The sequence below is a fragment of the Variovorax sp. CCNWLW225 genome, assembly GCF_037204045.1.
Lineage (GTDB): Bacteria > Pseudomonadota > Gammaproteobacteria > Burkholderiales > Burkholderiaceae_C > Variovorax.
In genome coordinates this window covers 25,602-50,169 of sequence record NZ_JBBCBV010000028.1, presented here as the reverse complement: position 1 = coordinate 50,169, position 24,568 = coordinate 25,602, and the positions used below count along the sequence as shown (strand labels likewise).

Sequence of the window (24,568 nt, the reverse complement as noted above, 5' to 3'; positions counted from 1 at the left end):
TTCACCACGTAGGCGTTGTGGTGCTTGCCGTAGTGGTACTCGAGGGTTTCCTTCGAGTACTCGGGTGCCAGCGCGTCGAGGGCGTAGGGCAGGGGCGGGAGGGTGTGTTCCATGGTGGGTCTTTCCTTTCGGGTTTTGAAAACAGTCGGAATCAAGGCGCGTTTCTGGGGCTCACCTGGTAGGCGCAGCGCCGCGCGCCCGCAAGCACATGCTCGACGCGGCTCACGCTTGCGTCGGTTCCCAGCACTTCTTCGAAGAGCTGCAGTTCGCTGCGGCAAAAGCCCGTGCAGGCCCGCGCCGCGGTGCAGATGGGGCAGTGGTTTTCTATGAAGAGAAAGCCCTCGCCCTCGGGCCGGAACTCGGCCATATAGCCTTCGCGGTTGCGGATTTCGGCGAGCCGTTCGAGCTTCGTCTTCAGGCTGCGCGCGCCCAGCATCGCCTCGCGGTAGTTGGCGCGCATGGCTTCCTCGCGCGCGCCGATGAGCTGGTCCATGCCCTTCTCGCCGAACACGGTGATCACCGCGCTGATCATCTGCACCGTCATCTCGGCATGCGTGTCGGGAAAGCGTGCGTGCCCGGCGCCGGTCAGCCGCCATATCTGCGTCGGCCTGCCGCGGCCCGCCGGCCGGCTTTCGGCATCGACCAGCCCATCGGACTGCAGCTTGACCATCTGCTGGCGCACCGCCTCTACCGTCACGTCGAGCACCTTGGCAATGTCGGGAATGCCGAGCGCGCCGCGGGTCTTGAGCGTGGACAGGATGCGGTCTGCCGGCTGGTGCGGCATCCAGGCGGGCTTCAGGTCGAGAGGGCGGGTGGTCATCCTTTTTATTTCACAGGTTTGGCTTTGATTATTGAATGACTGTGCATCCGCTGTCGAGGGCCTTGCGAAAGACGGGACGTCTTTACGGTTTCTTTATGCGGCTGCGCCGACTCTGTTCCCCGTTTTTACGGACCCCTGCCGAGACTCGATGCCTTGGTTTCGCTGCAGGAGCAATGAATGGATTTCGTCTGGATGGGCGCCTTGCTGGCGCTGTGGGCCGCATTGGCGGCCATGGCCTTCGGGCTGAACCGGCTCGAAGGGCCGGGCGCAATGAATGCGCCGAATGAGCTGAACACGGGCGAAGGAGAGCGGCCATGATCAGCCTCGAAGCGATCTACGGCTTCGGCGCATTGATTGCCGTCGTCCTCTTCGCGTACCTGGTGTTCGCGCTGATCTGCGCGGAGGAGTTCTGAAATGACCGCCTCCGCCTGGTCTTTGCTGGCCCTCTTTCTCGTGGCGCTTGTGCTGCTGGCATGGCCGGTCGGCAAGTTTCTTGCCGCGTTGTGCGACGGGCACTTGCCGCGCTGGATGCAGCGCATCGAGGCGCCGCTCTACAAGCTCGCGGGCACCAAGCCCGAGCAATCGATGCACTGGCTGCGCTATGCGCTCGCGCTGCTGGCCTTCAATGCCGTTGGCGCGATCTTTCTGTACGCGCTGCAGCGCCTGCAGGGCTGGCTGCCGCTCAACCCCACCGGCATGGGGGGCGTGTCGCCCGACTCGGCCTTCAACACCGCGGTGAGCTTCGTCTCCAACACCAACTGGCAGGGCTACGGCGGTGAATCGACGATGAGCTATTTCACGCAGATGCTCGGGCTCACGGTGCAGAACTTCTTCTCGGCTGCCACGGGCATTGCGGTGGCCTTTGCACTGGTGCGCGGCTTTGCGCGCCGCGGCGACGGCAAGAGCGGTGGCCTGGTCGGCAACTTCTGGGCGGACATCACACGCATCACGCTGTGGCTGCTGGTGCCGCTGTCGTTCGCGCTGGCGGTGGCCTTTGCCGGGCAGGGCGTGATCCAGAACTTCGACGCCTACAAGACCGTGCAAACGGTCGAGGCGGTTGCAGGAACGCAAACACAGACGCTCGCCATGGGCCCTGTCGCTTCGCAGGAGGCCATCAAGATGATCGGCACCAACGGCGGCGGCTTCTTCAACGCCAACTCGGCACACCCGTATGAAAACCCGACCGCGCTCAGCAACCTGCTGCAGATGATCGCGATCTTCCTGATTCCGGCGGCGCTGTGCTTCGCATTCGGCCGCGTGGCCGGCGACATGCGGCAAGGGTGGGCCGTGCTTGCGGCAATGACGGTGATGTTCGTCATTGCCGTGGTGGCCGTCATTCCCGCCGAGCATGCCGGCAATCCGCTGTTCGCTTCGCTGGGCGTCGACCAGGCGGCGAGCGCGCTGCAAAGCGGCGGCAACATGGAAGGCAAGGAGGTGCGCTTCGGCATCGACGCATCGGCGCTCTTCGCGGCCGTGACCACCGCGGCATCTTGCGGCGCGGTCAATGCCATGCACGACTCGTTCACGCCGCTGGGCGGCATGGTGCCGCTGGTGCTGATGCAGCTGGGCGAGGTGGTGTTCGGCGGCGTGGGCAGCGGCCTCTACGGCATGCTGATCTTCGCGATGCTCGCGGTGTTCATTGCGGGCCTGATGATCGGCCGCACGCCGGAGTACCTCGGCAAGAAGATCGAGGTGCGCGAGATGAAGCTGATTTCCATCGCCATCCTGGTCACGCCCATCCTGGTGTTGGCCGGCACCGCGGTGGCGGTGATCGCGGGCGCCGGCAAGGCCGGCATCGCCAACCCGGGTGCGCATGGGTTCTCTGAAATTCTGTATGCGCTGAGCTCGGCCGCCAACAACAACGGCAGCGCCTTCGCGGGCCTTTCGGCCAACACGCCGTTCTACAACGGCCTGCTTGGGCTGGCCATGTGGCTGGGCCGCTTCGCGATGATCGTGCCGGTGCTGGCCATTGCCGGCTCGCTGGCCGCGAAGAAGCGCCTGCCGGTCACCGGCGGCACGCTGCCCACGCACGGGCCGCTGTTCGTCTCGCTGCTGATCGGCACCGTGCTGCTGGTCGGCCTGCTCAACTATGTGCCGGCATTGGCTCTCGGGCCCGTTGTCGAACACCTGGTGCTCTGGAAATAAGGGGCGCGCACCATGACTGCCAATACAAAAACCTCTCTCTCGCTGCTCGATGCGGCGCTGGTCAAGCCTGCGCTGTGGGGCGCCTTCGCCAAGCTCAGCCCGCGCACGCAGTGGCGCAACCCGGTGATGTTCATCGTGTACATCGGCAGCATTCTCACCACGCTGCTCTGGGTGCATTCGCTGAGCTTTCCGGGCGACACCGGCATGAAGCCCGCGTTTGTGCTGGCCATTACCGTGTGGCTGTGGTTCACCGTGCTGTTTGCCAACTTTGCCGAAGCACTGGCCGAGGGCCGCAGCAAGGCGCAGGCGGCATCGCTGCGCGGTCTTCGCAAGGACACCTGGGCCAAGAAGCTGCAGGAGCCGCATCGCGGCGCGACGTTCCTGCCGGAGCAGGCGCCCAACTTGCGCAAGGGCGACGTCGTGTTGGTCGAGACCGGCGACGTGATCCCGCTCGACGGTGAAGTCATCGAAGGCGTGGCCTCGGTCGACGAGAGCGCCATCACCGGCGAATCGGCACCCGTGGTGCGCGAATCGGGCGGCGACTTTTCCGCCGTGACCGGCGGCACGCGCGTGCTGTCCGACTGGCTGGTGGTGCGCATTTCGGTGAACCCGGGCGAGTCGTTCCTCGACCGCATGATCGGCATGGTCGAGGCGGCCAAGCGCCAAAAGACGCCCAACGAGATCGCGCTCACCATCCTGCTGGTGGCGCTCACGCTCGTGTTCCTGATGGTCACCGTCACCCTGCTGCCATTCTCGGTGTTCAGCGTGGAGGCGGCGGGCGCGGGCACCGTGGTGTCGCTCACCGCACTGGTGGCGCTGCTGGTGTGCCTGATTCCCACCACCATCGGCGGCCTGCTCTCGGCCGTGGGCGTGGCGGGCATGAGCCGCATGATGCAGGCCAACGTGATTGCCACCTCGGGCCGCGCCGTGGAAGCGGCCGGCGACGTCGATGTGTTGCTGCTCGACAAGACCGGCACCATCACGCACGGCAACCGCCAGGCGAGTGCCTTCCTGCCTGCGCCGGGCGTGACCAAGGCCCGCCTGGCCCGCGCCGCGATGGTCGCCTCGCTGGCGGACGAAACGCCTGAAGGCCGCAGCATCGTCGAACTGGCGCGCCGCGACGGCCTCGAAGCCACGGCGGTGGAAGGTGCGCGCTTCGTGCAGTTCACCGCGCAGACCCGCATGAGCGGCGCCGACCTGCCGGCCGCTCCCAATAGCCTGGATACTGAAGTCGTGCTGCTGCGCAAGGGCGCGGTCGACGCGATCCGCCGGCATGTCGAATCGCTGGGCGGCAGCGTGCCGGCCGAGATGCTGCGCGCGGCTGAAGAAACCGCGCGCCGCGGCAGCACGCCGCTGGCCGTGGCCGAAGGCAACCGCGTGCTTGGCGTGGTCGAGCTCAAGGACATCGTGAAGACCGGCATCAAGGAGCGCTTTGCCGAGCTGCGCCGCATGGGCATCAAGACGGTGATGATCACCGGCGACAACAAGCTCACGGCCGCAGCCATTGCGGCCGAGGCGGGCGTGGACGACTTCCTGGCCGAAGCCACGCCGGAGGACAAGCTGGCGCTGATCCGCAAGTACCAGTCCGAAGGTCGGCTGGTCGCGATGACCGGCGACGGCACCAACGACGCCCCCGCGCTTGCGCAGGCCGACGTGGCCGTGGCCATGGGCAGCGGCACGCAGGCCGCGAAGGAGGCCGGCAACATGGTCGACCTGGACTCGAATCCGACCAAGCTGCTCGAGGTGGTGGAGACCGGCAAGGCGCTGCTCATGACGCGCGGTTCGCTCACCACCTTCTCCATTGCCAACGACGTGGCGAAGTACTTCGCGATCATTCCGGCCATCTTCGTCTCGACCTACCCGCAGTTGGGTGCGCTCAATGTGATGCGGCTTGCGAGTCCTTCATCGGCCATCCTGTCGGCGGTGGTCTTCAATGCGCTGGTCATCGTGTTCCTGATTCCACTGGCGCTCAAGGGCGTGCGCTACCGGCCGGTGGGCGCTGCTGCGCTGTTGCGCCGCAACCTGGCCATCTACGGCCTCGGCGGCCTGCTCGTCCCTTTCATCGGCATCAAGTTGATCGACTGGCTGCTCGTCGCCGTCCATCTCGTCTGAGGAGTTCTTCATCATGAACAACATCGTTCGTCCCGCGCTCGTGCTCTTCGCGCTGCTGGGCGCCCTTACCGGCCTGGTCTACCCGCTGGCCGTAACCGGCGCCGCCAAGGCGCTGTTTCCCTCGCAGGCGGCGGGCAGCCTGGTCGTGCAGGGCGGAACCGCAGTGGGCTCCAGCCTCATCGGCCAGAACTTCAGCGATCCGAAGCACTTCTGGGGCCGGCCCTCGGCCACCGCGCCGCAGCCTTACAACGCGAGCGCTTCGGGCGGCTCGAACCTCGGCCCGCTCAATCCGGCGCTGGCCGATGCGGTCAAGGCCCGTGTCGAAGCGCTTCGCGCCGCGGACCCGGGCCACACCGCGCCGGTGCCGGTCGATCTGGTCACGGCTTCGGCCAGCGGGCTCGATCCGGACATCAGCCCCGCCGCAGCGCGCTACCAGGCGGCCCGCGTCGCGCGCGTGCGCGGGGTGCCGGTCGAACAGATCAATGCGCTGATCGAAAAGAACACGCAAAGCGCACTTTGGGGCGTGCTCGGTGAATCACGCGTCAACGTTCTCGCACTGAATCTCGCGCTCGATGCTTCGGTGCGCTGAGGAGAAAAACCATGGCCTATGCCGCTTACCGTGAACACCCCGGCACGTTGCGAATGCATGCGCCCGTGACCGCCACGGGCTCGTTCTACGTCCTCGACGTCACCATCTGCTGCGCCGACGCGCTGCGCGTGCGCCGCAGCGTCTCGGGTTGCCCCGATGCGGGCGTGGTGCGCTGCGAGCCGTTGCTGCACGCCCTCTGCTCGCAAGAGAGCGATGCGCCGTGCGTGCGTCTGATGATCCGCCTGCCCATCGCGAGCTACGCCGAGGTGCTGCACCGCCTGATCGAGTGCGTGCCCTCGGGCGAGATCGGCCGGCTCGTGAGCTGGCGCGAGCACCTGGCCCGCTGCGGGCTGCGCGATGGTCACTGACCTCTTCCACGTGGTGCTGGCGCTCGCGGCGCTCTTCATTCCACTGGGCTTTGCCTGGTGGGTGCTCTCGCGCACGGCGCGGCGGCATGAGGCCAGGCGCCGCAAGCGCGGCCCGATGCGCTAACCTGCGCAGCCATTCCACGCTATCCATGCTCGACACCCGCCCCGACCCCGACGCCCTGCTTGCGCAACTGCGCAACGACGAGGCGCGTGCGCAACGGGGCAAGCTGCGCATCTATTTCGGCGCCAGCGCGGGCGTGGGAAAGACCTGGGCCATGCTCAGTGCCGCGCAACGCGAGCGCGCCGCGGGGCGCGACGTGCTCATCGGCGTGGTCGAAACCCATGGCCGCAGCGAAACCGCCGCGCTGCTCGCGGGGCTCGACACCCTGCCGCTGCGCGAGTTGGACTACCGCGGCCGCACGCTGGCCGAGTTCGACCTCGATGCCGCCCTCGCGCGCAAGCCCGCCGTGCTGCTGGTCGACGAACTGGCCCACACCAATGCGCCGGGATCGCGCCACGCCAAGCGCTGGCAAGACGTGCAGGAACTGCTGGCCGCGGGCATCGAGGTGTGGTCGGCCCTCAACGTGCAGCACCTGGAGAGCCTCAACGGCACCGTCGGCGCGATCACCGGCGTGCGCGTGCATGAGACCGTGCCCGACACCGTGCTCGACGAGGCCGACGAGGTGGTGCTGGTCGATGTCACGCCCGACGAGCTCACGGCGCGGCTCGCGGCCGGCAAGGTGTACCTGCCGCAGCAGGCGGAGCGCGCCGCGCAGAATTTCTTTCGCAAGGGCAACCTGATCGCGCTGCGCGAGATTGCGCTGCGCCGCACGGCGGAGCACGTGGAAGACGATGTGCGCGGCTGGCGGGTCGAGCAGTCCGGCGCGGCCGGCCGCAATGGAAAAGATGGGAATGGCGGCGCGCTGCAGGCCTGGAACACCTCGGGCGCGATCCTCGCGTGCGTCGGTCCGCACGAAGGCGCGGCGCAGACGGTGCGCACCGCGGCGCGGCTTGCGGGCCAGCTCAACGTGCGCTGGCACGCGGCCTACGTCGAGACGCCGCGGCTGCAGCGCCTGGCCGCTGAAGAGCGCGACCGCATCCTTGCGGTGCTCAAGCTGGCCGAGGAACTGGGCGCGGCCACCGCGGTGCTCACGGGCTCCGATGTGGCTGAGCAACTCTCCGAGCAGGCCCGCAGGCTCAACTGCGCCACGCTGGTGATGGGGCGCTCGGAGCCCGCGAGCGGATGGCGCCGCTGGTGGCCCGCCGCGCCGGAGCCGCTGCCGCGCGCACTGGCGCAGCATGCACCCGCTCTCGACATCCTGGAGGTCGGCCGCGTCGACAGCGCGCGCCGCCTCGCACGCACGCCGCTCAACACGCCGCGCGCCGACGAAGGAGATCACGAAAAAGCGCCCATCCACTGGCCCGGCTATGCCTGGGCCACGGCCACCAGCGTGGCGCTCACGCTGGCCTGCACGCCGCTGGCCGGCGTGCTCGAACTCGCGAACATCGTGATGCTGTTCCTGCTGGGCGTGGTCGGTGTGGCCATGCGCTTCGGACGCGGGCCTTCGGCGCTGGCGGCGCTGCTCAACGTCGCGGCCTTCGATTATTTCTTCGTGCCGCCGCAGCTTTCGTTTGCGGTAAGCGATGTGCAATACGTGTTGACCTTCGCGATCATGCTGGGCGTCGGCCTGCTGGTGGGGCAGCTCACGGCCGGCCTGCGATTTGCGGCGGGCGTATCGACCAGCCGCGAACGGCGTGCGCGCTCGCTGTTCGAACTCACGCGCGAGCTCTCGGCAGCGCTGGAGAGCACGCAGGTCGTCACGCTCGGTGCCGCCGCCGTGCAGGGCCACTTCGGCGGCCATGCGCTGGTGCTGGTGACGGACTCGGCCGACCAGCTTGTGCTGCCGAAGGAGCCGCCCGAGGGCTTCGATGCGCAGGTGGCCGACTGGGCCTTTCGCCACGGCCAGCCCGCGGGCCTTGCGACCGCCACGCTGGCGGCACAGCCGTGGCACTACGTGCCGCTGCAGGCGCCGATGCGCGTGCGCGGCGTGCTGGCGCTGTCGCCCGCCCAGCCGCGCTGGCTGCTGATTCCGGAACAGGCGCAGCAGCTCGAAACGCTGGCGCGGCAGATCGCGATTGCGCTGGAGCGCGTGCACTACGTCGAAGTGGCGCAGCAGGCCGTGGTCGAGATGGAGTCGGAGCGTTTGCGCAATGCCTTGCTCGGCGCGATCTCGCACGACGTGCGCACGCCGCTCACCGCGTTGATCGCGCTGGCCGAATCGCTGCAGACGCTGCCGCCCGAAGAACACGGCAACGCGGCGCGTGCCATCGTTGCGCAGGCGCACGAGCTGCATGCGTTGGTCAACAACCTGCTGGACATGGCGCGGCTCGAAAGCGGCATTGCGGGCGGTGCGGTGAACCTGCGGCGCGACTGGCAGTCGGTCGAAGAGGTCGTGGGCTCGTCGATCCGCGCGGCGCGCACCTCGCTGGGCGACACCGTCGTGCAGACCGCGCTCGCTGCCGACCTGCCGCTGGTCGAATTCGATGCGGTGCTGATCGAGCGCGTGCTCGTCAACCTGCTGGAGAACGCCACCAAGTACGGCGCCCCGCCCATCGTCGTGGGTGGACGCGCCGAGCCCGGCACGCTGGTGCTCACGGTGCGCGACCACGGCCCCGGCCTGCCCGCCGCGTTGCTGGGCCGTGAGCAGAAACTGTTCGACAAGTTCACGCGCGGAGAGGCCGAATCGGCCACACCGGGTGTCGGGCTGGGCCTGGCGATCTGCCGGGCGGTAGTGAGTGCGCATGGCGGCGAGATCACGGCGGCCAATGCGCAGGGCGGCGGTGCAGAATTCACCGTTACCCTGCCACGCCGCGAGCCGCCCGAACCGGCCGAAGCCCAACTCTGAAGCCATGCCATCTCCCACCGCCATCGTGATCGAAGACGAGCCTCAGATTCGCCGCTTCGTGCGCGGCGCACTGGAGGCCGAAGGCTGGGTGGTGCACGAGGCCGGCACGCTGCGGGATGGCCTTGCGGCAGCCGGCACGCGCCAGCCCGACCTGCTGGTGCTCGACCTCGGCCTGCCTGATGGCGACGGCGTTTCGTTGATTCGCGATGTGCGGGGCTGGTCTGCGGTGCCGATCATCGTGCTGTCTGCCCGCTCCGACGAGGCCGACAAGATCGCCGCGCTCGATGCGGGCGCCGACGATTACCTCACCAAGCCTTTTGGCACCGGCGAGCTGCTGGCACGCGTGCGCGCCAATCTGCGCCGCCCGCGCGCAGCCAACGGCGACGATACGGCGGAAGCGCTGTTCCGTTTCGGAGAGGTAGAGCTGGACCGCGCCGCGCGCATCGTGCGCCGCGCCGGCGCCGAGGTGCACCTGACGCCTACTGAATATCGGCTGCTGTCGGTGCTGGTCGCCAACGCAGGCCGCGTGCTCACGCAGCGCCAGTTGCTGCGCGAAGTGTGGGGGCCGTCGCACACGGACCAGAGCCACTACTTGCGCATCTATATGGGGCATCTGCGGCAGAAGCTGGAGGTGGACCCGGCTCAGCCGCGGCATTTGCTGACGGAGACTGCGGTGGGGTATCGGTTGGTGGTTTAGCTGAGGGCCGCGGCATTCACGTCACCGCTGGCCGCAAGAAGAAATCAGGCAGCGACACCCTTGTTCGGATTCAGCAAGAACTTCTCCCCCGTCGCCTGCTTGCCGTACACCCCAATGGCATCCAGCTGCAGCGCCTCGAAAAAGGAAACCTCCCGCGTGTACCGGCTCGCAAACGTCGTCTTCAATTCAGCAACGACGCGCGCCTTCAAACGCTGCACACCTTCGTCCCCAAGCTTCTGCAAGAACGGAAACAGCAGCCACCCGCCCATGCCCCACGCCATGCCGAAGTTGCGCACAAACTCCGTCGGCGAGCGGTCGAGGCCGCCGTAGATGTAGACCTGCTTGTGCGTGGTCGAGCCATAGCGGCTGTATTCCTTTGCGGTGCGGTTCAGCGCGGCTTCCATGCAGCCGAGGATCTGCCCTGCGAGCTTGCCGCCGCCGGTGGCGTCGAAGGCCAGCGTGGCGCCTGTTTCGACCAGGGCCTGCGTCAGGTCTTCAAGAAAGGTGGGCGAGCTCGCGTTGCACACGTACTTGGCGCCGATGCCGCGCAGCAGCGCCTCCTGTTCGGGCTTGCGCACGATATTGACCAGGTCGATGCCGTCCTTCTGGCAGATCTTGTTGAGCATCTGCCCCAGGTTGGATGCCGCGGCCGTGTGCACCAGCGCTTTGTGGCCCTCGCGCCGCATCGTCTCGACCATGCCGAGCGAGGTGAGCGGGTTCACGAAGCACGATGCGCCTTCGGCCGGCGCGGTGCCCGCGGGAAGCTCGAGGCACTGGGCGGCCGCCACGGCGCGGTATTGCGAATACATGGCGCCGCCGATGGCGGCCACCGTCTTGCCGAGCAGCGCCTGCGCCGCGGCCGACGAGCCGGCCTTCACCACCACGCCGACGCCTTCGTTGCCGACCGGCATCGACTGGTCCAGCCGCCCGGCCATCATGGGCATGCCGCGCTCGGGCACGGTGGCCGTCACGACGGGCCGCTCCGGCGTGCCGGAGACCTTGGCGGTGCTCATGTCGGCCGCGCCGAACAGCAGGCCCAGGTCCGACGGGTTCATGGGCGACGCCTCGACGCGAATCACCACCTCGTGCGCCTGGGGTTCGGGCACCGGTTCGTCGTGCAGCGAGAGTTCGAGTTCGCCGTTCGCGCGGATGAGAGAGCGCAGTTGCAGTGCCATGAAGAACCCCTTGCGACCCCGAAGAAGGGTCTGTTCGAAGGTGGCCCAAGGCCACGGGGCGGCCAGTATAGGAGCGGCCCGCGAAGTCTGCAGGGCGCCTTCAGGACACCACGGGAATCACCGGCGCGTGGTCCAGCGCATGGCGCATCTTCTCCGGATCGAGCCGGTCGATGTAGCGGGGAATGTTGCGCCACAGCGTGTGATAGCCGTAGCCGCCGCGCAGCATCTCGAGCCGCGCGCTCTCCTTGTCCCAGCCTTGCACCGCCATGCGATAGACCGCCGCCACCACGCCGGTGCGGTCGGCGCCGTGCATGCAGTGGATCAGCACCGGGCCCTGCTTTTCGGCTTCTCGAATGGCGACCAGCGCGCGCAGCACCTTGGTGTCGTCGATGGACCAGGTGTTGATCGGCACGCGCACCAGCCGGATGCCGCTGCCCGCAAACACCTTCCGGTCGTCGTTGAAGGAGCGCAGGCTCACGATGGTGCGAATGCCCAGGGCCTTCAGCGCCGCCACGTTGGCGATGCGCGGCTGCGCGCTGCGGTACAGCGTGGGCGTGATGCGGTGCAGGTTTTCGACCTGGAGCGTGTCGAGCGGATCGGCCCAGTGCCCGGGCCGCGGCACGGCGTGCGCGGCGGCGTTGTCGTCGCGGTCTTTGCGTTTCGCGCGCCTTATGCTCATTTCGCGCGCCGCCAGTGCCGGGTCACCAGGATCAGCAAGGCCACCGCCAGGCCGCCCCAGTAGTCGACCGGCGCGCCCCAGACCCAGTGCTTGTGCCAGAACGCATCGACCGGATTGAACCGTGCCCAGCCGAAGGCCGGGTTGATGATGAACCACAGGAAGTCTTCGCAGACCCAGAAGACGATCAGGCCCGCAACGGCCAAGCCCACGTCGCGCCAGGTCCAGCGGCCGTTGAAGGCCAAGGGCGCAAAGAACACCAGCGCCATGAAGGTGAACACCCAGGCGTGATAGCCCGTCATCGCACGGCCGCCCCAGAAAATGTCGAGCCAGATGTTGTTCTCGATGCGCCAGGTGGGCAGTGACGTGGCCCAGCCCGCGCCGCCTTCGATCTGGATCTCGGCGTTCGCAAAGAAAAAAGCCATCACCACCACCCAGGCCAGGTAGCCGATGGTGCGGGCCACGCCCGTTTTTTCCGGCGCGCCGCTCATGCTGCTTCACCCAAGACGCGCTGCAGCACCGTGGCCGCCGCCCGCGGCTTGCCGAGCGCGCGGCTGCGGCGGGCCATGTCGGCCAGCTTGGCGGGGTCGGCCATCAGGCGCGCCACCTTGTAGTCGAGGCCGATCGCGTCGTAGGCGAGCCAGGCCGCGCCTTCTTCCATGAGAAAGCCGGCGTTGTGCTCTTCCTGGCCCGGAATCGGCGATATCAGCAGCATCGGCTTGCCGAGCGCGAGGCACTCCGACACCGTGAGACCGCCCGGCTTGGTCACCACCAGGTTGGCTGCGGCCATGAGCTTGTGCATTTCGTTCGTGAAGCCGATCGGCACCACGCGGCCGGGGTGGCGCGCGGCCACCGCCTGCAGCCTGGTGTGCGCCTCGGCGTTGCGGCCCGCCACGGCAATGACCTGGAAGCCGCTGTCGCCGCCGAGCGAAAGCACGCGTTCGACCATGCTCGGCAGGTCGCCGACGCCCGCGCCACCCGAGGCCATCAGCAACACGGGCCGCGCGGGGTCGAGGCCGAGCGCCGCGGCGCAGGCATCGCGCGCGAGGGCCGGTGCATCGGGCTCGGAGAAAGCCGGCATCACCGGAATGCCCGTCACATGGATGCGTTCGGCCGGAATGCCGCGCGCCCGGAGCCTGAAGGCCACTTCTTCCGTCGCGGCCAGGTAGCCCGCCATGCCCGGCACCAGCCACATGTTGTGCAGGTCGTAGTCGGTGATCTGCAGCCACACCGGAAAGTCGATGCGTCCGCGGTTGCGCTCGCGCATCAGCAGCTCGGCCGGCAGAAAGTGGGTGCAGATCACGGCGTCGGGTTTCTCGCGGCGGATCTCGCGCACCAGGGCGCCGGTGCTCAGCCGCTCGATGCCGCGGCGCAGCCGCTGCGAGGGCGCGTGGTGCGGCGTGGCGTCGGCGCGCTGGTGCAGGTAAGACCACAGCTCCGGTGCGCGGTTCACGAGCTGGATGTACCAGTCGGTGTACACCTTCCGAAAACCGCCGGCCACATGGGCCATGGCATCGATGTGGACCGCCGTGTGCGGCGGGGCCGATTGCATGGCGGCTTCGAGGGCTTGCGCTGCGCGCACATGGCCGTTGCCGGCGCTCACACTGAGGATCAGGATTTTTGTCATTCGGGTCCGGGGCCGTCGGCGGGCCATTGGCGCGCATTATCCCCATGCAATGCGACACATCCCGCCGACACCGACCATGGGCGAAAATGCGGGCATGACTGACGCTCCCGCCGCACCTGTACGCCTCAACAAACGCATGGCCGAGCTGGGCCTCTGCTCACGCCGCGAGGCCGACGAGTGGATTGCCAACGGCTGGGTGAAGGTGAACGGCAAGCCGGCCGAAATGGGCGTGAAGGTCACGCCGTCCGACCGCATCGAGGTGGACAAGGCCGCCAAGGGCCAACAGGCGAACCAGGTCACCATCCTGATCAACAAGCCCATCGGCTATGTGAGCGGCCAGGCCGAGGACGGCCACGAGCCGGCAGTGACGCTCTTCACGCCGCAGAACCGCTGGGCCGAAGACAACGCGCGCTTCTTCTTCAGCCCCCAGCAGTTGCGCGGCCTTGCGCCGTGCGGCCGGCTCGACATCGATTCGATCGGCCTCCTGGTCATGACCCAGGACGGGCGCATCGCGCGCCAGCTGATCGGCGAAGACTCGGTGATGGAGAAGGAATACCTGGTGCGCGTGGCGTGTCACGGCCTGGGCCAGCCCGCGCCTACCGGGCAGCTGGTGCGCATGGACGACGACGATCCCGTCACGACCAATGTGCAGGCGGTCTTCCCGCAGGCGATGCTCGCCAAACTGCGCCACGGCCTGAGCCTTGACGGCCAGCCGCTCAAGCCGGCGCGGGTCGAATGGCAGAACCCCGAGCAGCTGCGCTTTGTGCTCACCGAGGGCAAGAAACGCCAGATCCGCCGCATGTGCGAGCTGGTCGGCCTGAAGGTGGTGGGCCTGAAGCGCGTGCGCATCGGCAAGGTGATGCTCGGCAACCTGCCCGTGGGGCAGTGGCGCTACCTCGGCCCGCACGAGAAGTTCTGAGTTCTTGCCCATGGCCGTGGTGCTGAGCCAGCGCGCGCTGAACCGGGCCACCCTGGCGCGGCAGATGCTGCTGGAGCGGCGCAAGGCGACGGTCACGCAGGCCATCGAAAAGCTGGCGGGGCTGCAGGCGCAGGCGCCGAACCCGCCTTACATCGGCCTGTGGAGCCGGCTCGAGGGCTTTCGGCGCGAACAGCTGACCGAGGCGCTGAAGAAGCGGCGCATCGTACGCATGTCGACGATGCGCGCGACCCTGCACCTGATGGCCGCATCCGACGCGCTGGCCTGGCGGCCGCTGCTCGAGCCGGTGCATCAGCGCGGATTGCGGGGCAGCAGCCATGCGCGGGCGCTCGAAGGCATCGACCACGCGGCCGTGGTGAAGGCCGGGTTGGCGTTGCTGCGCGAAGGCCCGCTTGCCAGTGCCGAACTCGGGCAGGCGCTCGCGCTGCAATGGAAAGACCGTGAGCCCGCTTCGCTCGCAGCACTCATCCGCAACAACGTACCGCTGGTGCACCTGCCTCCGGCGGGCAGCTGGAACTCGCACCAGAGCGCACAGCTGCAACCCATTGCAGAGTGGCTGGGCGAATCCGCCGCCGACGTGGCGCCCGCCACGCAGGACGACCTGCTGCTGCGCTACCTGGCGGCCTTCGGGCCCGCCACGCTCGCCGATGCGGGTGCATGGTCGGGCCTCACGGGCTGGAAGGCCGTGGCCGAGCGCTTGGGGCCGCAGCTGCGCGTGTTCACCGGCGATGAAGGACAGGATCTGTTCGACCTGCCCCGCGCGCCGCGGCCCGACCCCGACACGCTCGCGCCGCCGCGCCTGGTCGCCGAATGGGACAACCTGCTGCTCTCGCATGCCGACCGCAGCCGTGTGATGAGCGAGGAGCACCGTGCCCGGGTGTTCACCGTGAACGGCATCGTTCGCGGCACGGTGCTGCTCGACGGCTTCGTTGCAGGCATCTGGAAAATCGAGCGTGCGAAAAACACGGCCACCGCGGTGCTGGAGCCCTTCACGCGCTGGTCGAAGGCCGACCGGCTCGGCGCGCAGGAAGAGGCCATGCGCCTGCTGGCCTTTGCAGCGGACGGCGAGGGCGAGCGGCACGACGTGCGCGTGCTGTGAGCCTTTGCCAGTGCAGCGTTGACAGGCCCTAAGACTCGCCTAAGACTCCGCCCCTACGCTGCGCCACGGCGCAAGGCACTGCCGCTCATCCCGACACGCTGCTGCCTTGCCGCCCAAGGAGTCGACACGATGCGTGTGCTGCTGGTGGAAGACGACGAGATGATCGGGCGCAGCCTGAAGCAGGCGCTCGAGGGCGCGGGCTGGTCGGCCGACTGGGTGCGCGACGGCGAACTGGCGCAAAGCGCGCTCGGCGATGGCGGCTACACCTGCGTGCTGCTCGACCTGGGGCTGCCCCGGCAGGACGGCACCGAGGTGCTGCGGCGCGCACGCGAACGCGGCGACGCCACGCCGGTGCTGGTGCTCACCGCGCGCGACGGGCTCGACGACCGCATCCACAGCCTCGACCTTGGCGCGGACGACTACCTGCGCAAGCCCTTCGAATTTCGCGAGCTGCTGGCGCGCATGCGGGCAGTGGTGCGCCGGCGCGACGGCGCCGCGCATTCGCTGATCGGCGGCAACGCGATGCAGCTGGACCTGACCACGCGCGAGGTGGTGATCCACGGCACGCGCGAGGCGCTCACGGCGCGCGAATTTGCATTGCTGCACGCATTGCTGGAGCGGCCCGGCGCCATCCTCTCGCGCGAGCAGCTCGAGAACCGTATCTACGGCTGGGGCGAGGAAGTGACCAGCAACGCCATCGATGTGCTGATCCACGGCATGCGCCGCAAGCTCGGTGCCGAGTCGATCCGCAACGTGCGCGGGTTGGGATGGCGCGTCGTCGCATGAGCGCTGCGCCGGGCCGCTGGTGGCGTCCGCGCTCGCTGCGCTCGCAGTTGCTGTTCTGGCTCATTACGCTGCACGTGGCGGCGGCGGCGCTCACGGCGTGGTTCACCTTCGTCGCGTATGGCGACCTGGTGCACAACGCGCTCGACGAGCAGATGCGGCTCGTGGCCGATTCCCATGCGGGCACCGATCCGCCCCGCGCGCCTCGCCCGCTCGACGGCGAAGCCGCCTTTGCACGCGGCGCCTTCGTGGTGCAGATATGGAGCGCCGACGGCCGCACGCTGCTTGCGAGTTCGTGGCCGCCGCTGGCTGCGGTGCCCTTGCAGCCGCGACCGGGCTTCAGCGATGCGAGCACCGGCGCGCACACGCATTCGCGCTGGCGCGTGTTCACCGCCGACCCCGGACCGCGCGCCGACCAGCCGCGCGTGCAGGTGCTGCAGAACGAGGACTACCGGCGGCGCCGGGCACTGCGCCGCGCGCTGCTCGAAGGCCTGCCCATCGCGCTGCTGCTGCCGTTGGCCTTGCTGATCCTGTGGCTCATCGTGTCGGCGGCCTCGCGGTCGCTGCGGGCGGTGGCGCGCGACGTGGCCTCGCAGGACGAGCGCAGCCTCACCGATCTTTCGCTGGCGCGCGTGCCCGACGAGATCGCGCCGCTGGTACAGGCCTTCAACCAGCTGCTGTCGCGCGTGCGCAATGCCTTTGCCACGCAGCGCCGCTTCGTGCAGGACGCAGCCCACGAACTGCGCACGCCCATGGCCGCCATCGGCCTGCAGATCGAGAACCTGCGCGCGCATGTGCCTGCGGGCGAAGCCACCGAGCGCTTCAACCAGCTCGAAGCCGGCGTCACGCGCGCGCAGCACCTGATCGAACAGCTGCTGAGCCTCTCGCGGCAAGACGCACCGGGCCGCCCCATGCCGGGCGAGCCGGTCGACATCGAAGCCCTGCTGCGCGAAAGCGTAAGCCAGCTGATGGTGCTGGCCGACGCGCGGCGCGTGGACATCGGCTTCGAGGGATCGATTGCGCCCGTGGTGCACGCACCGGCCGCCGAGTTGCGCAGCGTGTTCGACAACCTGCTCGACAACGCACTGCGCTATGCGCCCGAAGGCGGCGTGGTCGATGTGCGGCTGCACGAAGTAGGCGGCCATGCCGTGGTCGACGTGCTGGACAACGGGCCGGGCATTCCCGAAGCATCGATCGGCCGCGTGTTCGACCGCTTCTTTCGCGTGCCGGGCTCACCTGCGGGCGGCAGCGGGCTGGGGCTCGCCATTGCGCGCACGGCGGCCGAGCGGCACGGCTTGCGCATCGAGCTGTGCAACCGCGCCGAAGCGGAAGGGGGTGGCTCGGGACTGATGGCGCGGGTGCATCTTCCGCCGCCGACGGCGCCGCTCATTGCCAGCTAATTCATTGCTCAGGGCCAGCTCAGTCCGGCTGCCTAGAGTGCGTTCAGGCCTTGCCACGCGCAGTTCGCGCGATGGCACGCGGCCGGGGACAACCGCCATTCAGGAGCACACACCATGCGCACTTCCTTCAAGCTTCTTGCCCTTGGTTCCTTTGCCGCGTTTGCGGCGCTGGGTGCCGTTCATGCGTCGGCCGAGACGACCGACGGCTCGGACTACCACCCGCTGCAGATGAATTCGCCCGAGAACCCCGACGTGCTTGCGGGTGCAATGGCTGCCGCGCGGCCCGGCGGCACCGAGTCCATCGGCCAGTCGACCAGCGCGCCGGCCATGAACTCGACGATCCCGGTGTCCGATGTGGAGGCCGGCGCGTACGCGGCATCGCACGCGAGCGGGACCGAATCGATCGGCCAGTCGACCTCGCTGCCGCTGGTGCAGTCGGCCAGCGGCAGCTGACCGAAGATCAGTCGTCGTTGTTGCTGAGCAGCGCGCGGTAGATCACCGCGCCGATGATCGCGCCCACGATGGGTGCGAGCCAGAACAGCCACAACTCCGACACTGCATACGAGGGGCCGAACAGCGCCGGGCCGGTGCTGCGCGCCGGGTTGACCGAGGTGTTGGTCACCGGAATGGAGATCAGGTGAATCAGCGTGAGGCACAGGCCGATGGCCAGGCCCGCGAAGCCACCGGCTGCGCGCTTGGCGGTGGAGCCGAGGATCACGATCAGGAACACCGCGGTCAGCACCACTTCGCACACCAGCGCGGCAGTCATGCCGTATTTGCCGGGCGAGTGCTCGCCGAAGCCGTTGGTGGCAAAGCCGCCGATGTCTGCGCCGGGCTTGCCCGTGGCAATCAGGTAGAGCACGCCGGCCGCTGCAATGGCGCCCAGCACTTGCGCCACGATGTAGCCCGCGAGCTGCGAAGCCTTGAAGCGGCCCGCGGCCGCGAGGCCGATCGAGACGGCGGGGTTGAAGTGGCCGCCCGAGATGGGGCCGAGCGCATAGGCGCCGGTCACCACCGTGAGGCCGAACGCCAGCGAGACGCCCAGAAAGCCGATGCCAAGGCCCGGAAAGGCCGCGGCCAGAACAGCGCTACCGCAGCCGCCGAACGTGAGCCAAAAAGTACCAATGAACTCGGCCGACCACTTTTTGTAGGTGCTATGTTCCATGTTGTTCCATCCTGAAGTTGTTAGAAAAATGCGTGGCCTGGGCCATGGCGCGGGCGGATTCTAGGAATGGAAACAACAAGCGTCACGCATGTTGTTGCATCTATCGGAACCTGTTCACAAATCGGCGATCTTTTGTTTCTGACACGCGTTCCGCAACCGGCTAACGAGGCGTCTCAGAGCGTGACCACGATCTTTCCGAAGGCGCCGCATGCAAGGTGGTCGAGCGCATCGGGCAATGCATCGAACGCGTAGCGCGCCGCAATCACGGGCTTGAGCGCGTTCACGTCGACGGCGCGCACCAGGTCTTCGAGCGCACGGCGATGGCCCACGCCAATGCCTTGCACCGTGACGCGGCCGAGCACCATGGCATAGAACGAAGCGCTCAGCGTTTCGCCGCCGAGCATGCCGATGATCGATACGCGCCCGCCTTGCGCAGTCGCCTGCAGCGAACGATCGAGGTTCGGCCCGCTCGAGAGCTCGAGCACATGGTCGGCGCCGCGGCCTTGCGTGAGGCGACGCACTTCGGCGGGCCAGTCGCTGTCGCGTATCAGTACGTGGGTGGCGCCGAGTGCAAGGGTCTGCGCGCGCTTGTCTTCGCTGCCCGAGATCACGATGGTGCGCGCGCCATGCAGCCGCGCAATCTGCAAACCGAACAGCGCCACGCCGCCCGTGCCATGGATCAGCACGGTCTGGCCGGGCCGGAGCGCCCCCGTTTCGGCCAGGGCGAACCAGGCGGTGAGGCCGGCGCAGGGGAGCGTGCTCGCTTCGGCAAAGTCCAGTGTGGTCGGCGCGGCCACGGCCCAGGCAGCGTCGAGGAGAACGTGCGAAGCGAGCATGCCCGGTCCGGGCCCGCCGGCCAATACCGCATCGGCCGTCCACTGGCCGTCGATCCATCCGCCCCAGAAGGTGTTGATCACGCGGTCGCCGACGGCAAACCGCCGCACGTCCGCGCCCGCGGCCACGACGGTGCCGGCCATGTCGGAGGCGGGCGTGAAAGGCATGTCGAACTTCATGCCCATGCCGTCGCGCACCATCAGAAGGTCGCGGTAGTTGAGCGACACCGCGCCCACCCGCACGAGGATCTGGCCAGGCCCGGGCGTGGGGAGCGGCCGCTCGACCTGTTCGAGGTGCTCGTTGCCAAAAGAAGAGAGTTGCCAGCGGCGAAGCGCTTGAGGTTCCTGCATGAAAAGACTCCATATAAACAAAGAGCTGTTCATGCTATTGGTGAGTCGATCTATCCAGTGGTGGATAATTTTCCACTTCATGGCGCCTGAAAATCTCCAATGAGTCAACGTCTCCAAGGCATAGAAGAATTTGTCGCGGCCGTGGAGGCCGGCAGCTTCGCGCTCGCTGCGCAGCGGCTGCACGTCACGCGCTCGGCGGTGGCCAAGAGCATCGCGCGGCTCGAGGCGCGGCTGGGCACGCGGCTCTTTTTGCGCACCACGCGCAGCCAGAGCCTCACCGAAGAAGGCCACGGCTACTACGAGCGCTGCCGCCGCGCGCTGGCCGAGCTCGACGCCGCCGAGGCGATGGCCGATGCCGCGCGCTGCACCGCGACGGGGCTGGTGCGCCTCAGCATGCCCGCGATGCTCGGGCGCATGAAGGTCGGGCCGCTGCTGCTTGCGCTCGCGCGCCGGCATCCGGGGCTTTCGCTGGAGCTTTCATTCAACGACCGGCGCGTGGACCTGGTCGAGGAGGGCCTCGACCTTGCCATTCGCAGCGGCGGGCTGCCCGACACCGCCGACCTGGTGGCCCGGCCGGTCGGCATGCAGTGGATGATGCTGTGCGCCGCGCCCGCCTATCTGGCGGCGCACGAACGCCCGGCAAGCGTGGCCGAGCTGGCGGCTCCGTCGTCGCACGAGGCGGTGTTCTATGCCCGCGACGGGCAGATCTGGCCCTGGCGCTTTCACGATGCCGAAGGCCGGCTTGTCGAGGTGGTGCTGCCTTCGCGGCTGCGCTGCGACAGTGCCGAGGTGCTGCTCGAAGCCGCCATTGGCGGCATGGGCCTGTCGCGGCTGCCGGCCTGGCTCGCCGCCGAAGCGCTGGCCGCGGGAACGCTGGTGCGCGTATTCGAGGAGCCGCGGCCTTTCGGCTTCGAGCTCAACGTCATCCGCTCCCAAGGCCGCTACCTGCCGCACAAGACGCGGGTGGTGATCGACTGGCTCGCCGAGCACCTGCCGCCGCTGTTGGCTGCCCGCTGAGCTGGTTTGCCCGCTATCCTGCGGCTTGTTGCCATTCCATCACTTGCCGGAGAACGCATGCGCCCTTTTGCCATCAGGAACGTCGCGGCCCTAGCCGCATGCGCGGGCTTCCTGGCCTTCTTTACGACGGGCGCGGCGGCGCAGGGCACGGTGAATGCACTCTGCAGCACCGACGCGGGCTGGTGCGAGGCGGCCGCCGCGGCCTTCACACGCGAGACCGGCATCAGGGTGCAGCAGGCACACAAGGGCACCGGAGAAATCGGTGCCCAACTGCGCGCCGAAGCGGCCAACCCCAAGACCGACATCTGGTGGGGCGGCACGGGCGACCCGTTCCTGCAGGCGGCCGAGCAAGGCCTGCTCGAAGCCTACCGGCCGGCCTATATCAACGACCTGCACGACTGGGCGGTGCGCCAATACGCCATGTCGCAGAACATGGTGGGCGGCTTCTACACCAGCGCCATCGGCTTCGGCTTCAACACCGACCTGCTCAAGAAAAAGAAGCTGAGCGAGCCCAAGTGCTGGTCCGACCTGGTCAAGCCCGAATACAGGGGCGAGATCGAAATTTCGCACCCGGCCTCCAGCGGCACGGCCTACACCATCATCGCGGGCCTGGTGCAGCAGATGGGTGAGGACGCGGCCTTCGACTACCTGAAGAAGCTGCACCGCAACGTGACCAGCTACACCCGCAGCGGCCAGGCGCAGGCGCCCAACGTGGCCAAGGGCGAAGTGGCGGTCGGCGTGAGCTTCATCTTCGGCTTCGAGCGCTGGCGGTACGACAAATTTCCGGTAAAAACTGCCGCGCCCTGCGAAGGCACGGGCTACGAGGTGGGCGGCATCGCACTGGTCAAGGGCGCGCGCAACAAGGAGAATGCCAGGCGCTACTACGACTGGCTCATGAGCCCGGTCGGCCAGGCGATCGGCGGGCAGGCCGGCAGCCTGCAGTCGCCGGCCAACAAGACCTTCAAGCCCGACGCGCGCATTCCGTCGATGAGCGACGTGAAGCTCATCAAGTACGACTTCGAGAAATACGGCAAGGCCGCCGAGCGAAAGCGGCTCATCGACCGCTGGACCCGCGAAGTGGAATCCCAACCCAGGTAAAGCCTGCGCGGGGCTTCACGCGGCCGCAAGAAATGCGGCCTATTGTTTTTTGGGGCGCCAGCCCCAACTCGCAGAGTTGGCGGGTCGGACGTGCGGTCAAGGCTGTCCGGCTTAGAATTTTTTGGTTTCGATATTTCTTCTTTCCCATGGCTGATTCTTCCAATACGAAACTACCGTTCCAGGCTGAAGTCGCGCAACTGCTGCATCTCGTCACGCATGCGCTGTACTCCAACAAGGAAATCTTCCTGCGCGAGCTGATCTCGAACGCATCGGACGCCTGCGACAAGCTGCGCTTCGAGGCCATCGACCACCCCGAGCTGTACGAAGACCAGCCCAACCTGGACGTGCGCCTTTCGTTCGACAAGGCCGCGCGCACCATCACCATCACCGACAAGGGCATCGGCCTGTCGCGCCAGGAAGCCATCGACAACCTGGGCACCATCGCAAAAAGTGGTACCAAGGACTTCATGAGCAAGCTCAGCGGCGACCAGAAGGCCGATGCGCAGCTCATCGGCCAGTTCGGCGTGGGCTTCTACTCGGGCTTCATCGTGGCCGACAAGATCACGGTCGAATCGCGCCGCGCCGGCCTGCCGCCTGCGCAGGGCGTGCGCTGGGTGAGCGGCGGCGCGGGCGACTTCGAAGTGGCCGACATCACGCGTGCCGAGCGCGGCACCAGCATCACGCTGCACCTGCGCGACGACGCCGACGAATACCTCAATGCCTGGAAGCTCAAGCAGATCGTCGGCAAGTATTCCGACCATATCTCGCTGCCCATCCTCATGGAAAAAGAGGAGTGGAAGGAAGGCGAGAACGACCAGCCCGGCGACATGGTCAAGACCGGCGAATGGGAAACGGTCAACAAGGCCAATGCCCTGTGGAGCCGCAACAAGAAGGACATCACGCCCGAGCAGTACGAAGAGTTCTACAAGACCATCAGCCACGACTACGAGGCGCCGCTCGCCTGGAGCCACAACCGCGTGGAGGGCAGCACCGAGTACACGCAGCTGCTCTACATCCCCTCGAAGGCGCCGTTCGACCTGTGGAACCGCGAAAAGAGCGCGGGCGTCAAGCTGTACGTGAAGCGCGTCTTCATCATGGACGACGCCGAGGCGCTGCTGCCGAGCTACCTGCGCTTCGTGAAGGGCGTGATCGACTCGTCCGACCTGCCGCTCAACGTGAGCCGCGAGCTGCTGCAGGAAAGCCGCGACGTGAAGGCCATTCGCGAGGGCAGCACCAAGCGCGTGCTCGGCATGCTCGAAGACCTGGCCAAGAAGCAGAAGACCGGCCCGGAAAGCGGCGAGGGCAAGATCGACGTGGGCTCCGGCGAATCGGTGCCCGCACCCGAGCCGACCGAAGCGGTGACCGACGTGGTCGACAAGAACGCACCTACCGCGGCCGAAACCGCGGCTGCCGCGGCGGACGAATCGGGCAAGTACGCCAAGTTCTATGCCGAGTTTGGCGCCGTGCTGAAAGAAGGCCTGGGCGAAGACTTCGGCAACCGCGACCGCATTGCCAAGCTGCTGCGCTTTGCCTCGACCACGAGCGACACGGTGAGCGTGAGCTTTGCCGACTACAAGGCGCGCATGAAGGAAGGCCAGGACGCGATCTACTACATCACGGCCGACACGCTCGCCGCCGCCAAGAACAGCCCGCAGCTCGAGGTCTTCAAGAAGAAGGGCATCGAGGTGCTGCTCATGACCGACCGCGTGGACGAGTGGGCGCTCAACTACCTCACCGAGTTCGACGGCACGCCGCTGCAGAGCGTGGCCAAGGGCGCGGTCGATCTCGGCAAGCTGCAGGACGAGGCCGAGAAGAAGGCCGCCGAGGAAGCCGCCGAAACCTTCAAGCCGATGCTCGAGAAGCTCAAGGAAGCGCTCAAGGACAAGGCCGGCGACGTGCGCGTGACCACGCGCTTGGTCGATTCGCCCGCCTGCCTGGTGGTGCAGGACGGCGGCATGAGCACGCAGCTTGCGCGCATGCTCAAGCAGGCCGGCCAGCCCGCGCCCGACCTGAAGCCCGTGCTCGAAGTCAACGCCGAGCACGCGCTGGTGAAGAAGCTCGACGGCTCCGAGCACTTCGACGATCTGGCAAACATTCTGTTCGACCAGGCCCTTCTGGCCGAAGGCGGCCTGCCGGCCGATCCCGCGGCCTACGTGAGGCGCGTGAACGCGCTGCTGGTGTGAACGCCCGGCCGCGCATCGTTCGGGCAGGGGCCGCCGTTGCGGCGGCGGTGCTGCTGGTTTCGATGAGCGGCTGTTCGCACTACCGCATCGGCATTCCGCTGGTGCCCGGGCTCTCGCTCGGCCTGGGTGCCACCAAGGACGGCAATTTCTCGGTCGGGCTCAATACCGGCTGGGGCCCGCTCGGCGCGGGCGTGGCGGTCAACAACTCGGGCGTGGTGGCCGGTTCGGCCGGCGTGGGTGTGGGCGTCGGCGTGGGGCCTATCGGCACCGGCGTGGGCGTGAGCAAGAGCGTGGTGCTGCACGACCCCAATGCCGTGAAGCCCGCGCCTGCGCTCGCCACGGCCACCGCCGCAGCGGCTCCTGCGCCTGTCGCGCCCGTGGCGGCATCCAACGCGCCGGTCACCATCACCAAAGGCGGGGTGACCAGGCCGGCCGTGGCGGCCACACCTGCGGCAATGCCGCAGCCTGCGGCCGTGCGCGTCTCCTATCGCCAGCCCGCCGTGGCCTCCGCCGCCGAGTTGGCTGGCGGGCTGGGCACGCCGGGCAATCCCGTCGCCCCTTGAATGTCCCTCGACTCGTGTGGTGCC

At 67.8% G+C, this 24,568-nt stretch carries 25 protein-coding genes and 1 pseudogene; 18 read left to right on the top strand and 8 right to left on the bottom strand.

The window, feature by feature from the left end:
* Nucleotides 1-113 (bottom strand): annotated as a pseudogene (locus V9L20_RS25960) (superoxide dismutase [Fe]); the annotation flags it as partial.
* A gap of 38 nt (nucleotides 114-151) precedes the next feature.
* Nucleotides 152-820 (bottom strand): helix-turn-helix transcriptional regulator, encoded by a 669-nt coding sequence (locus V9L20_RS25955; RefSeq protein WP_337298749.1) that lies wholly within the window; start codon nucleotides 818-820, stop codon nucleotides 152-154.
* Nucleotides 821-997: 177 nt separating this feature from the next.
* Here V9L20_RS25955 and V9L20_RS25950 point away from each other — a divergent pair, with 177 nt between their 5' ends.
* Genes V9L20_RS25950 through kdpE form a run of 9 tightly spaced genes read left to right on the top strand, consistent with a single transcriptional unit; the run spans nucleotide 998 to nucleotide 9,637 of the window.
* Entirely contained in the window at nucleotides 998-1,138 is a 141-nt protein-coding gene (locus tag V9L20_RS25950; RefSeq protein ID WP_337298748.1) for a hypothetical protein, read from the top strand.
* Nucleotides 1,135-1,233, top strand: a complete 99-nt coding sequence (kdpF, locus tag V9L20_RS25945; protein ID WP_337298747.1) for a K(+)-transporting ATPase subunit F — start codon at nucleotides 1,135-1,137, stop codon at nucleotides 1,231-1,233. Before V9L20_RS25950 ends, kdpF begins: the two co-directional genes overlap by 4 nt.
* 1 nt (nucleotide 1,234) lies before the next feature.
* Nucleotides 1,235-2,965, top strand: coding sequence for a potassium-transporting ATPase subunit KdpA (gene kdpA / locus V9L20_RS25940; protein ID WP_337298746.1), 1,731 nt, complete (start codon nucleotides 1,235-1,237; stop codon nucleotides 2,963-2,965).
* Nucleotides 2,966-2,977: 12 nt separating this feature from the next.
* Entirely contained in the window at nucleotides 2,978-5,077 is a 2,100-nt protein-coding gene (kdpB, locus tag V9L20_RS25935) for a potassium-transporting ATPase subunit KdpB (protein ID WP_337298745.1), read from the top strand.
* A gap of 13 nt (nucleotides 5,078-5,090) precedes the next feature.
* Nucleotides 5,091-5,666, top strand: a complete 576-nt coding sequence (kdpC, locus tag V9L20_RS25930; protein ID WP_337298744.1) for a potassium-transporting ATPase subunit KdpC — start codon at nucleotides 5,091-5,093, stop codon at nucleotides 5,664-5,666.
* An 11-nt stretch (nucleotides 5,667-5,677) separates the two neighbouring features.
* Nucleotides 5,678-6,034 (top strand): hypothetical protein, encoded by a 357-nt coding sequence (locus V9L20_RS25925; RefSeq protein ID WP_258502786.1) that lies wholly within the window; start codon nucleotides 5,678-5,680, stop codon nucleotides 6,032-6,034.
* The gene (locus tag V9L20_RS25920) at nucleotides 6,024-6,158 is read left to right on the top strand and encodes a hypothetical protein (protein WP_258502784.1); all 135 of its coding nucleotides are present in this window, start codon (nucleotides 6,024-6,026) and stop codon (nucleotides 6,156-6,158) included. Before V9L20_RS25925 ends, V9L20_RS25920 begins: the two co-directional genes overlap by 11 nt.
* Nucleotides 6,159-6,183: 25 nt before the next feature.
* A complete protein-coding gene (locus V9L20_RS25915; protein WP_337298743.1) occupies nucleotides 6,184-8,940 on the top strand; it encodes a DUF4118 domain-containing protein in 2,757 nt (918 codons plus the stop codon).
* Between the two features lie 4 nt (nucleotides 8,941-8,944).
* Entirely contained in the window at nucleotides 8,945-9,637 is a 693-nt protein-coding gene (gene kdpE / locus V9L20_RS25910; protein ID WP_337298742.1) for a two-component system response regulator KdpE, read from the top strand.
* 44 nt (nucleotides 9,638-9,681) lie between these two features.
* Here the strand turns inward: kdpE and V9L20_RS25905 are convergent, their stop codons facing one another.
* The 4 genes from V9L20_RS25905 to V9L20_RS25890 form a co-directional block, all read right to left on the bottom strand.
* A complete protein-coding gene (locus tag V9L20_RS25905) occupies nucleotides 9,682-10,812 on the bottom strand; it encodes a zinc-binding dehydrogenase (protein ID WP_337298741.1) in 1,131 nt (376 codons plus the stop codon).
* 100 nt (nucleotides 10,813-10,912) lie between these two features.
* Nucleotides 10,913-11,491: a dual specificity protein phosphatase family protein gene (locus tag V9L20_RS25900; protein ID WP_337298740.1), complete on the bottom strand. Its 579-nt coding sequence runs from the start codon at nucleotides 11,489-11,491 to the stop codon at nucleotides 10,913-10,915.
* Nucleotides 11,488-11,979 (bottom strand): hypothetical protein, encoded by a 492-nt coding sequence (locus V9L20_RS25895; RefSeq protein WP_337298739.1) that lies wholly within the window; start codon nucleotides 11,977-11,979, stop codon nucleotides 11,488-11,490. The genes V9L20_RS25900 and V9L20_RS25895 overlap by 4 nt, the downstream gene beginning before the upstream one ends.
* Entirely contained in the window at nucleotides 11,976-13,115 is a 1,140-nt protein-coding gene (locus V9L20_RS25890) for an MGDG synthase family glycosyltransferase (protein ID WP_337298738.1), read from the bottom strand. The genes V9L20_RS25895 and V9L20_RS25890 overlap by 4 nt, the downstream gene beginning before the upstream one ends.
* Before the next feature lie 94 nt (nucleotides 13,116-13,209).
* Between V9L20_RS25890 and V9L20_RS25885 the strand changes: the two genes are divergently transcribed.
* From V9L20_RS25885 to V9L20_RS25865, 5 genes are all read left to right on the top strand, one after another.
* A complete protein-coding gene (locus tag V9L20_RS25885) occupies nucleotides 13,210-14,034 on the top strand; it encodes a pseudouridine synthase (protein WP_337298737.1) in 825 nt (274 codons plus the stop codon).
* A 10-nt stretch (nucleotides 14,035-14,044) separates the two neighbouring features.
* Nucleotides 14,045-15,151 (top strand): winged helix DNA-binding domain-containing protein, encoded by a 1,107-nt coding sequence (locus V9L20_RS25880; protein WP_337298736.1) that lies wholly within the window; start codon nucleotides 14,045-14,047, stop codon nucleotides 15,149-15,151.
* Nucleotides 15,152-15,280: 129 nt separating this feature from the next.
* Complete coding sequence (locus V9L20_RS25875; protein ID WP_126750033.1) at nucleotides 15,281-15,937, top strand: response regulator; 657 nt, start codon at nucleotides 15,281-15,283, stop codon at nucleotides 15,935-15,937.
* Entirely contained in the window at nucleotides 15,934-17,334 is a 1,401-nt protein-coding gene (locus tag V9L20_RS25870; RefSeq protein ID WP_337298735.1) for a sensor histidine kinase, read from the top strand. Before V9L20_RS25875 ends, V9L20_RS25870 begins: the two co-directional genes overlap by 4 nt.
* Nucleotides 17,335-17,448: 114 nt before the next feature.
* Nucleotides 17,449-17,787: a hypothetical protein gene (locus V9L20_RS25865; RefSeq protein ID WP_126750035.1), complete on the top strand. Its 339-nt coding sequence runs from the start codon at nucleotides 17,449-17,451 to the stop codon at nucleotides 17,785-17,787.
* A gap of 7 nt (nucleotides 17,788-17,794) precedes the next feature.
* Here the strand turns inward: V9L20_RS25865 and aqpZ are convergent, their stop codons facing one another.
* Nucleotides 17,795-18,499 (bottom strand): aquaporin Z, encoded by a 705-nt coding sequence (gene aqpZ, locus V9L20_RS25860; RefSeq protein ID WP_126750036.1) that lies wholly within the window; start codon nucleotides 18,497-18,499, stop codon nucleotides 17,795-17,797.
* Between the two features lie 173 nt (nucleotides 18,500-18,672).
* Nucleotides 18,673-19,683, bottom strand: coding sequence for a zinc-dependent alcohol dehydrogenase family protein (locus tag V9L20_RS25855; RefSeq protein WP_337298734.1), 1,011 nt, complete (start codon nucleotides 19,681-19,683; stop codon nucleotides 18,673-18,675).
* 99 nt (nucleotides 19,684-19,782) lie between these two features.
* Here V9L20_RS25855 and V9L20_RS25850 point away from each other — a divergent pair, with 99 nt between their 5' ends.
* From V9L20_RS25850 to V9L20_RS25835, 4 genes are all read left to right on the top strand, one after another.
* On the top strand, nucleotides 19,783-20,700 hold the full coding sequence (locus V9L20_RS25850; RefSeq protein ID WP_337298733.1) for a LysR family transcriptional regulator: 918 nt from the start codon (nucleotides 19,783-19,785) through the stop codon (nucleotides 20,698-20,700).
* Between the two features lie 57 nt (nucleotides 20,701-20,757).
* Nucleotides 20,758-21,798, top strand: a complete 1,041-nt coding sequence (locus V9L20_RS25845) for an ABC transporter substrate-binding protein (protein ID WP_337298732.1) — start codon at nucleotides 20,758-20,760, stop codon at nucleotides 21,796-21,798.
* Nucleotides 21,799-21,944: 146 nt separating this feature from the next.
* Entirely contained in the window at nucleotides 21,945-23,981 is a 2,037-nt protein-coding gene (gene htpG, locus V9L20_RS25840) for a molecular chaperone HtpG (RefSeq protein WP_337298731.1), read from the top strand.
* Entirely contained in the window at nucleotides 23,978-24,544 is a 567-nt protein-coding gene (locus V9L20_RS25835) for a hypothetical protein (protein ID WP_337298730.1), read from the top strand. Before htpG ends, V9L20_RS25835 begins: the two co-directional genes overlap by 4 nt.
* The last annotated feature ends 24 nt before the right edge of the window (nucleotides 24,545-24,568 follow it).